Source organism: Pedobacter ghigonis, from assembly GCF_903166585.1.
Lineage (GTDB): Bacteria > Bacteroidota > Bacteroidia > Sphingobacteriales > Sphingobacteriaceae > Pedobacter > Pedobacter ghigonis.
This window is the reverse complement of sequence record NZ_CAESCM010000022.1, coordinates 76,885-90,418: the sequence shown is the minus strand read 5'-3', so window position 1 is coordinate 90,418 and position 13,534 is coordinate 76,885. Positions and strand designations below refer to the sequence as shown.

Annotated in this window: 8 protein-coding genes; 2 read left to right on the top strand and 6 right to left on the bottom strand. The window is 40.4% G+C overall.

Annotated features, from left to right (window positions below; genetic code table 11):
- Window positions 1–210: 210 nt before the first annotated feature.
- From HWV58_RS22955 to HWV58_RS22935, 5 genes are all read right to left on the bottom strand, one after another.
- Window positions 211–3,672 carry a TraB/GumN family protein gene (locus HWV58_RS22955; RefSeq protein ID WP_175636345.1) on the bottom strand — a complete coding sequence of 1,154 codons (3,462 nt, stop codon included), beginning with the start codon at window positions 3,670–3,672 and terminating at the stop codon, window positions 211–213.
- A gap of 133 nt (window positions 3,673–3,805) precedes the next feature.
- Window positions 3,806–4,669, bottom strand: a complete 864-nt coding sequence (locus tag HWV58_RS22950) for an OmpA family protein (RefSeq protein ID WP_175636344.1) — start codon at window positions 4,667–4,669, stop codon at window positions 3,806–3,808.
- A gap of 72 nt (window positions 4,670–4,741) precedes the next feature.
- Entirely contained in the window at window positions 4,742–7,255 is a 2,514-nt protein-coding gene (locus tag HWV58_RS22945) for a beta-L-arabinofuranosidase domain-containing protein (RefSeq protein ID WP_175636343.1), read from the bottom strand.
- 359 nt (window positions 7,256–7,614) lie between these two features.
- Window positions 7,615–8,007 carry a nuclear transport factor 2 family protein gene (locus HWV58_RS22940; protein ID WP_175636342.1) on the bottom strand — a complete coding sequence of 131 codons (393 nt, stop codon included), beginning with the start codon at window positions 8,005–8,007 and terminating at the stop codon, window positions 7,615–7,617.
- A 121-nt stretch (window positions 8,008–8,128) separates the two neighbouring features.
- Window positions 8,129–10,114: a sialate O-acetylesterase gene (locus HWV58_RS22935; RefSeq protein WP_175636341.1), complete on the bottom strand. Its 1,986-nt coding sequence runs from the start codon at window positions 10,112–10,114 to the stop codon at window positions 8,129–8,131.
- Between the two features lie 216 nt (window positions 10,115–10,330).
- Here HWV58_RS22935 and HWV58_RS22930 point away from each other — a divergent pair, with 216 nt between their 5' ends.
- A complete protein-coding gene (locus HWV58_RS22930) occupies window positions 10,331–10,645 on the top strand; it encodes an RNA recognition motif domain-containing protein (protein ID WP_175636340.1) in 315 nt (104 codons plus the stop codon).
- A gap of 116 nt (window positions 10,646–10,761) precedes the next feature.
- Here HWV58_RS22930 and HWV58_RS22925 read toward each other — a convergent pair whose 3' ends face one another.
- Window positions 10,762–12,021 carry an epoxide hydrolase family protein gene (locus HWV58_RS22925; RefSeq protein WP_175636339.1) on the bottom strand — a complete coding sequence of 420 codons (1,260 nt, stop codon included), beginning with the start codon at window positions 12,019–12,021 and terminating at the stop codon, window positions 10,762–10,764.
- Window positions 12,022–12,233: 212 nt separating this feature from the next.
- On the opposite strand from HWV58_RS22925, the gene HWV58_RS22920 reads away from it, so the two are divergent.
- Window positions 12,234–13,487, top strand: coding sequence for a Na+/H+ antiporter (locus HWV58_RS22920; RefSeq protein WP_175636338.1), 1,254 nt, complete (start codon window positions 12,234–12,236; stop codon window positions 13,485–13,487).
- Window positions 13,488–13,534 lie beyond the last annotated feature (47 nt).

The window sequence follows — 13,534 nt, the reverse complement described above, 5'->3', positions numbered from 1 at the left end:
GCCTCGTATACAGTTTCTGTTCGTAAGCCCCCATATTTGCCGCGGACTTCCTTCAGATTCGCAGTCACCCACGACACCCTTGTCTCTAGCTAACACTTCCTACTGCTAAGCGTGTTCGGGACTCTAACCCTATAGTCGATTGCCATGCCCGGCGCACTAACACAAAAGAGGCAGCTCAATTGAACTGCCTCTTTTGCACTTGAGGTATAATTACTCTTCAGTTAAGCCGGTAATTAAAGTTTTTACCTGTTTTAGCCAGTCGTCGCTTTTCACTTCGAAATCACTATTACATTTGTACTGCTTAAAATTAATCTGCTTATTATCAGATTCAAAAGGGCCGCAAACGCCAACATAGGTAGTGCTTTCTCCTTCTTCCTCTCTGGGATAAATAAATTCAAACGCGTAATATGTTTTTCCATTTTCTTCTATCTTATCCAGTAACTGCACTTTCTCTGAATAATCGAGTTCTTCGCTCATGTAATTGGTAAGCAAAAGTTTGGCAATTTCTTCGTGCTTCAGGTATTTAGCAGGCACCTGATCTAACTTCTTAACAGCATCGAAAGCCATTAAAATATCGTACCTGCTGGATAGGCTATCCAACTTTGCATCTATCAGTTTCTGATCGACTGCCAAGCCAGCCTTAATTCTGGCTACCGTTGCACTGGTTGCGAGATAAGTATTAGAATCGGTAACTAACTTACTGGTAAAGGCGTTGGTAAACTCAGGCATATCGAGTGCGGGCAAAATCTCCAGGTAACTGTAAATCGAACCCCCGGGATAATTATCGTTATCTTTAAAATAACCATCCAAATCGAGCATGGCCTGTGCAGTAATTTTATCTTTATTTTGCTTCACTTGTGCAAGATATGCGGGTTTTTCACTGCTTACCATTTCTGAAATCAGACCAAGAACACTTGAACGGTACGGTTCCTTATTTTTCAGTGACAACACCTGATCAAAATGTTTGGATACATACGCTAACGAATCGGTAAGTGCACGAAATGTAGACCAGTAACTCTCCAGCTCCAGGGCTTTATTATCGGTAAGGCTTTTCAAATACCAGTCGTACTGGTTCGAATCTAACCTTACAACTTCTGTTAGTGCTTGATTTCTGACGATGCTGGTATTTTTAACATCGGCAAAGAGTTCTTTTAATAAGGGGATGCTTTTTTCTTTCTGCAAAGCACTTAGTTCCTTAATCAATTTTACTCTTACCCCGTTGGTGAGCGTATCGTCAGCATATTTAATTCTCAATGCAGCATTAATAAGCGGAATTTCGGTCTTATCAAATTCGTAGTAGGCTAATGCACCAAATGCCGGATTATAAACCAATGTATCTTTGCTTTTCAAGTGATCAAAAATCAGTTTAGCTTTCGAAGCCTTAATATCGAAAGGCTTTGGCGTAGTGGTTACACTTACAGTATTAAAGAAATCGAGCGCTTGTTTGCTATCCAGATCTTCTTTAGTGCTCATTAAGTTCAGATAATAAAAGCGCTCGCCATTTATCCAAAACTTTGCCTTTTTCTGCAAGCCCGAAGCACTATCTACATAGGTAAACACTTTAGCCTTTGAAGTACCTACAACAACATCTTCCGTTTTGATGATACTATCTGTCTCTTTCTTCATCCTATTGATTGTTGTTATATAGAGCGAATCGAGATCTGTTGTTTTAAAATACTTGTTTATTTTGCTTGTTCCGATGAGATATGCCCCACCTGTATTTTTATTGCGCGAATAAAAGAGTTTATTGTCGCTCAAAAACGAAGTGTGGTCTACTTCATCTTTTTCTGGTGCTGTTGAAGGTTGTGCAGGCGTAAAAACTTTTAAATCATCAACATTATAGAAATCACTTTTGCCTTCAACATATTTTTCAACTTTAAACGAACTAAAATACTCGTCGTCTTTCATCTTATCCTCCCCCATTTGGTTTTGTTTCATTAAGAGATAGGAACGGTTACCCCTCAAAAACATTTGCACTTTCATATAAGTACCCTGCAATACGATACCAATTTCGCGCCCTTCGAGGCCATCTTTATAAATGGTTACCGGGCCATCTACAATTTTACCATTTTTTTCGAGCTGGCTTTTTATACCATTAAAAAATGTGTTTTTATCAGACAGGTACATCCCTTCGGGAAAATCGTTATAGCGGAATAAATAACTAACAAAATTTACCTTATCCAACATGGTGTACAGGTTCATTACATAAGGATGTGCCGGAAGAGTTGGATTTGGTATTTCTTTGGTGCTTTCTTCAGGCTGCATGGGTATTTTCAAACTAAAACCCGCTAAATCATTCTTGTAATCGAGCCAATTGCCGTTCTTAGCCGTAACTGCATCAGAAATTTTAAAAGTTGAGAAAAACTTATCTACATATGTTTCGTGAAGGTTGTTTTTTTCGGCTTCCGCGCTTATCATGTATAAGGTATAATTTTTATGTACCAGTACACTACGCGAAAATTTACCTTCTTTTTCCAGCTCAACAGCTAAACCTACTCCACCATACCTGTTTTCGCTTTTTTTGCTCACCAATTTCATGTCTTTTTTCAAGTATTTGCTCAGCACAGTATCTAAATACTGCTTTGAAGTCATTTTCTCGAGAGGCCCGGTATAACTCGACTGTACAGCATAGTGCATATTGGTAATTATATCTGCAGAAACGTAAGATTTACCAATAATCGCCTTGGTAATAATGGGTTCGGCAGGAAATTCTACTTCAAAGTTTTCTGAAACATCCTTATGTTTTACCCAATCCATTTTAGCATAATCGACCTTAAATTTTTTGGCTACGCCGGTAAAAGTAGCTGTAACCGGCCTTAAGCTATAGCCTGCTTTTTTAAGCAAGGCGATTATTCCTTTTTCACCGGCTATATGTGATGCACCCACCACAGCAAAAAGGTTATCAGTTTGCATTAACTTCATTATGCCAGTAGCCATTACCTCGTTTCGATTAACCAGGTCGAGCTGATCTTCAGTTTCTTCACTTAGCAGCCCAGTAATTCCATTCAAATCGCCTTTTGCATAAACTTCGACCATCTTCTCTATGTCTTCGGCTGCAGCTTCTTCGTCAATATCGAATAAACCGGCAATCTTAGCATCACTGCCATACAATAGTTTCACCTGGTCTTCGGGCTTTTCCAAACCGTAAATCTTTTTTTTCAAGATTCGGGCAATACCATAGAGATGGGCATCGACAAAGGTTTGCATGTCGTCTTTCCTGTTAATATGGTTCTTCATTAGCGAGGCCACAAGAATCGGATTATCCAGCATTGCTGAATCGGGTGCAAAACCATTTTTTGCTTCGAACCGCTTAACGAGTTCGGCAATTTGTTCGGCTGTGATCAGCTCTGTTATTTTCTTTTTTCCGGTCCTTTCTACGTTGGCCGCAAAAAACGATTTCATTAAAGAATCGGGATGCACTTCCAATACAAAGCCCGAACTGGATTCGATGGCATTTATTAGTGAATCGCTAAAATTAAAAGCACGTTTATCTTTAACGTGCATTGAGCCAAAAAGATAGGAAGGTTTAGTTAAGCCATTACCACTTATTTGCCAAAGCAAATTGTAATTTGATTTCTTTTCTTGCGAAAAACTCTTGAAACCAATAAAGAAAAGAACCAGAATTAGGGACAAAATCTTTGAGCGAACCTCAAAGTATAAAGGAAACTTCATAAAGAATGGAGCGTTTAAAAATACGCTCCAAGATAGTAATTTTGTTATATCAAATAAAATGTTTTAAACCCGTTAAACAAAATAGGCAGCCCAAAAACTGGACTGCCTATTTATCAATTTTATAAACCCGGATTTATTTCTGAGATTGCTCCGGAGCTTTACCAATTAAATCCATAAACTGATCTAATTTAGGTGTAATAATGATTTGTGTACGTCGGTTTTTCGCTTTACCTCCTGCAGTAGTATTATCGGCTATCGGATTAAACTCACCACGTCCGCCCGCTGTTAATCTTTTCGGGTCGACAGCGTATTTGGTTTGCAGTACCTGTACAACAGATGAGGCACGCAATGCACTTAAATCCCAGTTGTTGCGAATATTGGTTTGAGCAATAGGCACATTATCGGTATTACCTTCAATCAGCACATCATAGGTATCGTAATCTTTAATAATTTTAGCGATTTTACTTAACGTTTCGCCTGCTTTATCAGAAACCTCATAACTACCTGATTTATAAAGCATATTATCAGCCAGCGAGATATACACCACACCTTTAAGCACCTGAACATCAACATCGCCTAATTCTTCGCGACTTAACGATCGGGTTAAATTATTAGTTAACACCATATTAAGCGAATCGCTTTTGTTTTTGGCATTTACCAGTTGCTTAATGTATTTATTCGAACTATTGATCTCATCAACCAGCTTGGAAATATTTACATTACCCTGGTTGCTTGAATTCAGACATTTATTTAAGGCATCCTGTAAAGCCTTAACATTTGCCCTTTCCGAAGCAATCTGTTCTTCTAAACTTTTTACCCTACTGGTGCTTCCGCTCAATTCGCGCTGGCTATCCTGATATTTATTACTCAGCTCCTGATTCCTTTCCCTTAACTTAGCGTAAGTATCCTGGAGTTCGGCATATTTCTTATTACTTACACAACCTGCGGCAAGTGCCACAGTAAAGAGCATTATTGGGATTGATTTGTATAATTTCATAATTATATTGTTTTATAGCAATTACGTTAACAAATTTCTTGCCGCAAAGTTTGATATGGGGTTTAAGCGATGTTAAAAAGCGTTAATCTTTACCGAATCGAAACTGGCCAACGCTTTGTACGTCCTCAACCCAATACTACCCGACTTGTACTGGCTATCGGCTACAGAAAGAACCGGTTTAGCAGCACCGTTAACAAAAATATCAAATTTGTCGGCTTTGGCAACTACTTTTAAGCTATACATTTTATTCATTTCTACCGGATATTTTTCGGCTTTGAGCAGTTCCCACTTTTGGCCGTTGGCTTTGCCAAAAATCACATTGCCATTGGGCTGATCTAAACCTACGTAATAGCCCTGGTAAGCGTCTGGACCAATTGCGGGATCTGAAACCCTGAACATTAAACCAGCATCGCCAAGGGTATTGATCTTTACATCGGCCTGATAGGTAAAATCTTTAAAATCGGTACCATTGGCGACATATTTAGAGCCGTTTATACCAAAGCCTCCCGAACCTGCGTTTGAAGCGGCATTAACCTGGCCATCTTTCCAGAACCAGCCGCCACCATAAAACACCCAATTGCGGGGCATACCCTGATCAAAATTTTCGGTCAGGCTTTTGGTTGTTTTTTTAAGTGTTCCGATTACCGGGAAGCAACTTAAACGGATATTTTCCGATCCATAGGGCACTAAAGTAACTTCTTCGTCAGGTTCGGTTGAAAGTACCGGACTAAAAGGCACATCGAAGGCCGCCATTTTATGATAAGATAAACCCCACGAAGGAATCTTTTTTGCCTGCACTTTTAATTTAACCGGTGAAGTAGCTGCAATAAAAGGATTTTCAGTCATGGCCGATTTCACAACCCTGAAGTTGCTGCCCAGTTTGCCATTGTTTAGCGATAATCCGTAATTCCAGGGCGATTCGGGACGGATTTCATAATCGGTGAAACCTGCAACAGCATGTGTTTTGGTTACTTTATTCGCTGCTTTAATTTCGAGGGCATAAACGATTGGCCCCCGCGTGATGCTTAAAGCATTATTTACCTGTTGCTCGCTGCCCACTTCCATCGGGAAGCTAAGTTCAAGCTGATCGTTATTTTGCCATTTTCGTTGGATTTTAAACATTTCGCCAGCTTTTACGCCGGTTAAAGCCTGTCCGTTTAACTTAACTACAGGTTTTAAAGCCCAGGTGGGTACCCGCAATACCAGTGGAAAAGTGGCAGCGGATGAAAGTGACACTTTTAAATTAATCTGTTCTTCGAAAGGATAGTTAGTGGTTTCGGTAATTTTTATTTTTTGGTTACCGTTAACGAAAGTCTCTATTTCCATAGGTCCGTAGGTTATAATGGCGATACCTTTATCGGGAGTAGCTACGGCGCTGTTTTTTACGTAGTAAGGCCAGCCCATGTGCATGTTGTAGCGGCAACAGCCATAGCCTGAATATGGACTCGAAACAATGCCCGAACCATAATCCTGGTTAAAACCATGTTCGCCATGTACGCTCTGAACCTGATTGGGCAAGGTATAATAAGAATGGTTTTTAAAATCGCGGCTAAACTGCGCAGGTAGTGCATTAAAAGCTACTTTTTCGAGCTGATCGCCAATGTTGGCTTCGTGGATAATTTTAGTAGCTGTTTCCAGACTTTGCATCCACTCTACCACTGTGCAGGTTTCTACACCTTCGATGCTGCTTGTTCCTGCTAAAAATTCTGTTCCGGAGCCCAGGCCTTCTGGTTGGCCATGATCGTGCATGATGTGCGCTATCCCTTTAGAAAAGGCCGCAGTATTGGCCGGGCTATCGTGAAGCTGGGCATAAACAACTGGAAATTTAAGTGCCTGCGCCACATTAACCATGTGTTTAGGTTGGAAATCATCGCCATAAAAGTAAAATCCGTTGTTGGTGTAAATATCAATCCATGGGTAAGCCTGCTGCTTTAATTTTTCTACCAGCTTTAACAAATTCTGATCGCCGGTTTTGTTATAAAGCCAGATGGCGATTTCCATATTATCGCCTGCTCTTGATTTTGCCCATTCCTTTAATGGTTCGGCATCGAGATTGGCCAGCTGATATTTGAAATACTTAGTTAAAAAAGGAACTACTCTGCTATCATTTGTAGCTTCGTAATAGTTTTGTAAGGCATACATCATCGGCATACGCGGCCACCAGTCTTTCATTTTAACCGGCCCAAACAAGCCGTTGGCCTGCTGGCTATTTAAGGTCCACTCAATATACTTCTGTGCTTTTGCTTTCAAGCCGGCATCATCAAGGGTATAAGCTAATGCCACCAAACCTTTAACATAGTATGGTACGCGCTCCCAGCTGCTGCCATCACCTCCTAACCAATCGGTTTGCTTACCTAAATCATCTTTTGCTGCATATAGTTCTTCTGCCATTCCGGTTGCTCCGTCGCGTTGCTGCTCCAGCTGTTTCAACAACCAGCCTTTGGCCTTAATGCTACCTATTGGCAATTGTATATAAACATCTTGCTTAAGAGGGGCTTTATTAAACTCATTTAAAACTTGTGCTTGCGAAGTATGGATTGATAGACAGGAAACTAGGAAAAAAAGTGGTTTTACTATTCTTTTCATAAAGCAGTTAATTGGTTAGCTATTTTTTTATAAAAATAATTATTCTAGTCTAATATTAAAACGATTTAGTAAGCTGTTTTAAAATAATTATGCCCGAAAGCTTTTTTATTAACCAAGCGATCCTGCAGCAAAAGATATTTTAAATGGCAAAAAAGCTTTACAACTTCAAGGTGTAAGGTTTACACTTTAACACGGATATTAGCATGGTTCTGTTACACTAAGCTTTGCAAGTATGCCCGGAGCGCCTGAGGTTTTTGGAGGAAGTTAAGATTAGTTCTATATTAGTACCAGAGAGCGTTAATTTAGAATCGGGGGATAGCCTTAAAGGTTGTTCCCCGTTCTTTTTTTAAGTTCATTAATTAAATGGAAATGCTGGTACAGCTGGCCGAAATCACTTTCCAGTCTTCCTGTACCTTTGCCCATACCCTTAGCCATTGATATTTACCGTTAAGCAGTATATTAGCATACTTACCTTTTATAAAAAGGCTGGCCGAAACCACAACAATAGAATCGAAAACACGTATCTCGCGCTTGGATACGTTGATTTTATGGATTGAAACCAGGCCATTGCGATAGGAATCTATATCCATTTCTTTATCCAATACATTGCCATACTGATCATGAAAAATCATTCCATCGGCAAATAACAAGTCTAATGTTCCAAGATCTGTTTTTTTAACTCCATCAAGTAATTTTTCTTCGAGATCTGCAATCAGGAGAATGGTTTCCTGATCGGACAAAGTATTTGGCATAATTTCCGGTTATGCTGTAAAAATATAAAGTAAGCCACAAAAAAATGTGGCTCTTTAATAATTGCCTCAATTGCACGTTTTTAAACACACAAATTGCACAAATTTACAGCAAACCGAAAAGCTACTTCTTTCCAAAAGTTATTCCCTGCCAGGTATCGGTTCTGAATGGTGAAGCGGGTAAACCATCGTTGCTAACCAGATTGCAAACAGGGTTATTTCCCCAGGCATAACGAACAGCTACCGGATTGGCTACCTCGCTACTGCTTACTACCACCTGGTTTCCTTTTATTATGGCCTTTGCCCAATAAAACTTCTTATCGGCACCCGCAATGGCAAAACCTTTCAGTTCAGCTCCGTCGCCAGCTTTAAGGCCGTTCTCAGTATTACTAAAAGTTAATGTGATTTGTTTTCCTTCTGCTTTTTGCAATTGATAAACCGGTCCTGAATAGTTTATTTTCTGACCATAAGTTTTGGCTAAAGCAATCAGGCCCAGTCTCCTTCCAACCTCCTGCTTGTTTTTAGGGTGAATATCTTTGGCTTCGCCAATATCGATAATGGTGGCCATGCCTGTATTGGGCAGCGCAAGTGTTTTTTGCTGGGCTTCACGCAGTTCGGCCCAGGCCGATTCAACAGGTGCCTGGTCTGCCTGCATAAAATTAGCAAGTTGTACAAAGTAGAAAGGAAAATCGCCTTGCCCCCATTTTTGGCGCCAGTCTTTAATCATGGTTGGAAACAACTCCCGGTACTGATAAGCCCTGTCGGCATTGCTTTCTCCCTGGTACCAAATGGCACCTTTAATGGCAAACTGAATGTAAGGGTGCATCATAGCGTTATAAAGCACCGTAGGCCTGTTCGGGCCATTTTCTTCGAAAGGTTTGGCTTCTGCTTTTTTTAAATCGAGGCCAATTTTATAACTCCAGTCGCCGGTTAAAGCAATTTGCTCACCGCTTGCATTGTTCAGGTTTAAATCTTTGGCTTCACCATAAATGCCACCACCACCGCCAGTGTCGAATACACGTACGGCAATGGTATTTTCACCTGTTTTCAATAAATCGGCGGGTAAGGTGTATGTGCGACCAACATTGTAGCCTTCGGTTTCGCCCACCTTTACGCCATTTACAAAAGTAATATCGTTATCATCGATTGTTCCCAGATTAAGTTTAGCGCCATTTTTCTTCCAGTTTTCGGGTATGTTTACTTTTTTGATAAACCATACAATACCGTCGAAATTTTTAAGTGCAGCATCTTCCCATAAGGTTGGAATGGCCATTTTCTGCCAGCCATTTATGTCTGCAACAGCCCATTTGGCCTGCCCGTTCAGGTAACCTGAATCTTTTTCATTAGTACTTTTAACCCAGTTTTTAACTTTTTCTTCGTAGGTAAGCGGTGACGGATTTTTAACCGATTTTTGAATTTTATCAACAGCGGCAGCAAAATCAGGCATCTTTTTTAATGATTCGGCACTGGTCCATGCTTCAGCAATGGTACCGCCCCATGAGGTATGGATTAATCCGATTGGGATTTTTGTTTTCTCGTAAACCTGGCGGGCAAAGAAATAGGCTGTAGAAGAAAATCCGGCAACATATTTCGGATTACACTCCTGCCATCCTCCGTTGGCCACCTTTGCATCATTTAAGGGAACGTTGCTGGTAATATGATCGGCCTGTAATAAGCGGATATTGGGAAATTTGGCATCGGCAATTTCTTTTTCATAGTTTAGAATTTTACCCCAGCCGGCCAGTGGCATTTCCATATTTGATTGCCCTGAGCAAATCCAAACATCGCCGATTAGCACATTATTGAGCACAAGGGCCTCTCCATCAGAAATGGTAATGGTATAGGGCCCGCCAAAGCCGGGTGTACCCACTTTAATTTTCCAATTTCCATTGGCATCTGCAATGGCACCATAATTAATTTTATTCCACGATACCGTTATTTTTACAGCTTTGCCGGCATCGGTTTTACCCCAGATAGCGGCATTGGTTTTTTGCTGCAAAACCATGTTATCGCTAAATACCGAAGGCAAAATAATTTTTGCCTGCACCAAGGGCGAACAAAACAGAAATAAAGCAATAAATAATAGAGATTTTAACTTATTGAGGCTCATATATCAAGACTGGTTTTTATGATTAGATAACGAATGTACATTTTCTAATACTCTACATCAATATTTATCAGTATCAATTATAAAATAATGTTAAAACCCAACAGTTTTTAGCCAATTCGTTTGGGGAAACGCGTCATTTTACTTATTTTGCAGACCTAAAAGAACAGCTCAGGATCGGAAATCGTTTCGGTCTGCGTTCTAAAAATGACAGTACAAATGGTTAAGATTTTTATAGGCGGCCTCCCTGACAACATCCAAGAGATGGACCTGGCAATTTTTGTTAGCCTTCATGGCAGAGTGGAAACAATTAAAGTTGTTCGCGACAGGGCTACAGGGAAATGCAAAGGTTATGCTTTTTTAGAAATCTTTAGCCTTCCCGATGCCAAAAACATTGTTTCTACCCTAAATGGAGAAACGTTTAAAGGCAATATTATTACAGTAAAAATTTCGGAAGAGGATAATACAGCTAAACCGGCTAAACCAAAACCAAGCCAACCTTTTAAAACGAAAAGACCGCGTTTACAGCGTTAAGCGTTATCTTTATTGTATTAAAAAGCCAAATCTTTCATTTCAGTCACCCGGGCAACAAGAATTAAAATCTATAAAAAGAGTTGGCCAGGCACCCCCAAACCAACTCCTGTTTATTATTAGCGCAATGATTTAAAAGCTTTGCGTAATTCTTCTGCAAAAAGTTGCGGTTCTTCCCATTGTGCAAAGTGACCACCTTTATCTACCTCATTGAAGTAAATCAGTTTATGATAACTTTTTTCGGCCCAGCTGCGTGGAGCCTGGTAAATTTCGCCGGGAAAAACAGTTATGGCTGCAGGGATTGAAATATTTACAGCATTAAAATTATTAGCGTTGTTTTCCCAATAAAGTTGCGCTGATGAAGCAGCCGTATTCGTTAACCAGTAAAGCGATATATCATCCAGCATTTCGTCAGCTGTAAGCGATTTTTCAGCATTTCCGCCGCTATAGGTCCATTCGTTAAACTTATCCAGGAAAAATGCGGCCAGGCCTACCGGCGAATCGGTTAACCCATAACCTAACGTTTGCGGGCGTGTAACCATCATGGCTGCATAACCGCCACCTTTAGTGTACAATTTATTGAGGGAATTAAAGGCGGCTTTTTCTTTTTCAGATAAACCTTTTGGGGCCGGATCTCCATTTTTAAGCGCCGTAGCCACATCAGCCGGAACGGTTGCCGGCATATTTACGTGAATGCCCAGAAGCCCTTTGGGTTTTTGTTGTGCCATTTTATCGGCTACTACCGAGCCCCAGTCGCCACCTTGCGATACGTATTTTTGATAACCTAAGCGTTTCATCAGTACATCCCATGCTTTGGCAATGTGATCGGCATCCCAGCCAGTTGTTTCAGGCCTGCCCGAAAAGCCATACCCTGGCATAGAAGGGATAACCACATCGAAAGCATCTTCGGCTTTGCCACCATAAGCTACCGGATCGGTGAGTGGACCAATAATTTTAAGCAACTCGAAAACCGAACCTGGCCAACCGTGCGTAATAATTAATGGCAATGCATTTGGATTTTTAGAACGAATGTGCATAAACTGAATATCCAATCCATCTATTGTAGTTATAAACTGCGGATAAGCATTTAGTTTAGCTTCTGCTTTTCTCCAGTCGTAACCAGTTCCCCAATAGCTGACCAGTTTTTGAATCTGCGCTAGTCTTACGCCTTGCGACTGATCATTTACAGTTTCTTTAGCTGGCCATCTTGTAGCCAGTACCCTTGCACGCAGCTCTGCTACAGCCTGTTCGGGTACTGATATTTTAAATGGTCTGATTTCCGAATTTTGCTGTATAGTTTGTGCCGAACCTACCAGGCCCATCAGCACAATTACAGCGGCAATAACAGTTCCTAAGATGATGTTTCTTTGATTTTTCATTTTAATAATGATTTGTTTATTTACCATGATGATGTGTATTTCTGATTCAAAACTACCACCATACTTGCCCCATTAGTAGCTTAATCGTGCCCGGGTAGGCATAAAGCCTGTTAAACCCGTTAAAGCAGGTGATGAAATAGACAAGCGTTTTTTCGGGTTTGCCTTTGCAAATTAGTTTCAAACCTATATTTTGCAGACTAGTTAAGCCTTACATGGAAAATTATACCATCATTATATTCATTTTAGTGGTGATGATTGGCCTTTCATCAGTTGCCGATCACATTAAAATCCCCTACCCTGTTTTATTAATTATTGCCGGAATAGCGGTTGGTTTTATACCTGCGTTGCGGCCAATTGATATTAATCCGGAAATTATATTTTTGATTTTCCTCCCTCCGCTACTTTACGATGCTGCTTTTAACATTTCCTTTAAGGAGTTTAAAACCAATATCAACACCATTGCAACGTTATCAATTGGTTTGGTTTTTATTACCGCCATTGGCATTGCAGTAGTAGCGCATTATATGATTCCGGGGATGAGCTGGCCAGTTTCTTTTGTATTGGGTGCCATTTTATCGGCCACAGATGCAGTTGCTGCCATGAGCATTACCAAAGGTCTTGGCTTATCGCACAAAACAAATACGATTTTAGAAGGCGAAAGCCTGGTAAACGATGCATCGGCATTGGTTGCCTACCGTTTTGCGGTAGCCGCTGTAACCGGAACCGCTTTTGTATTCTGGAAAGCATCGTTATCCTTTGCTATATTAATGGCTGGCGGCTTTATAACCGGAATGGTGATGGCGAGAATTCTGGCCTTTATACTTAAAAGAATTCACGATAACCGCCTGGCAACGATAAGTTTTATGCTGCTAATGCCTTTTGTTACTTATTTAATTGCCGAAGAAATTCACGTTTCGGGAGTTATTGCGGTGGTTATATTAGGTTTGGGTATTTCGAGATTTAGCAACCAGGTATTTCCCGAGCAGCTTAAAAACCAATCTAAAAACATCTGGGATATCATTATTTTCCTTTTAAACGGCCTGATTTTTATTTTAATTGGCCTGCAATTTCCTTATGTGTACAAGAGCATCAATCAAGCCGATATTTTACCTTACATCGGTTACTCGCTGGTGATTACCATTGTGGCTTTACTGTTGAGGATGGCCCGTGTTTTTCTACAAAAAATCAACCTCCAAAAAGCATTTCAAAAAGGGAAACACCGGATTACGGAAGCTGCATTGCTGGATTTTAAAAACAGCCTAATCATCAGCTGGTCCGGTATGCGTGGCATTGTTTCGCTAGCCATTGCCATTGGGTTACCGGCAAGACTGGCAAATGGAAACGTTTTTCCGCAGCGTAATGCTATTATATTTATTTCGGTAGTGGTGGTATTATTTACCCTAATTGGGCAAGGATTAAGTTTACCATGGCTGGTAAAAAAACTGGCAGACGAAAAAGAACAATAAGGCAGGCAATAAAAAAGGGATAAAACTTGAATGCTTTACCCCTTAAT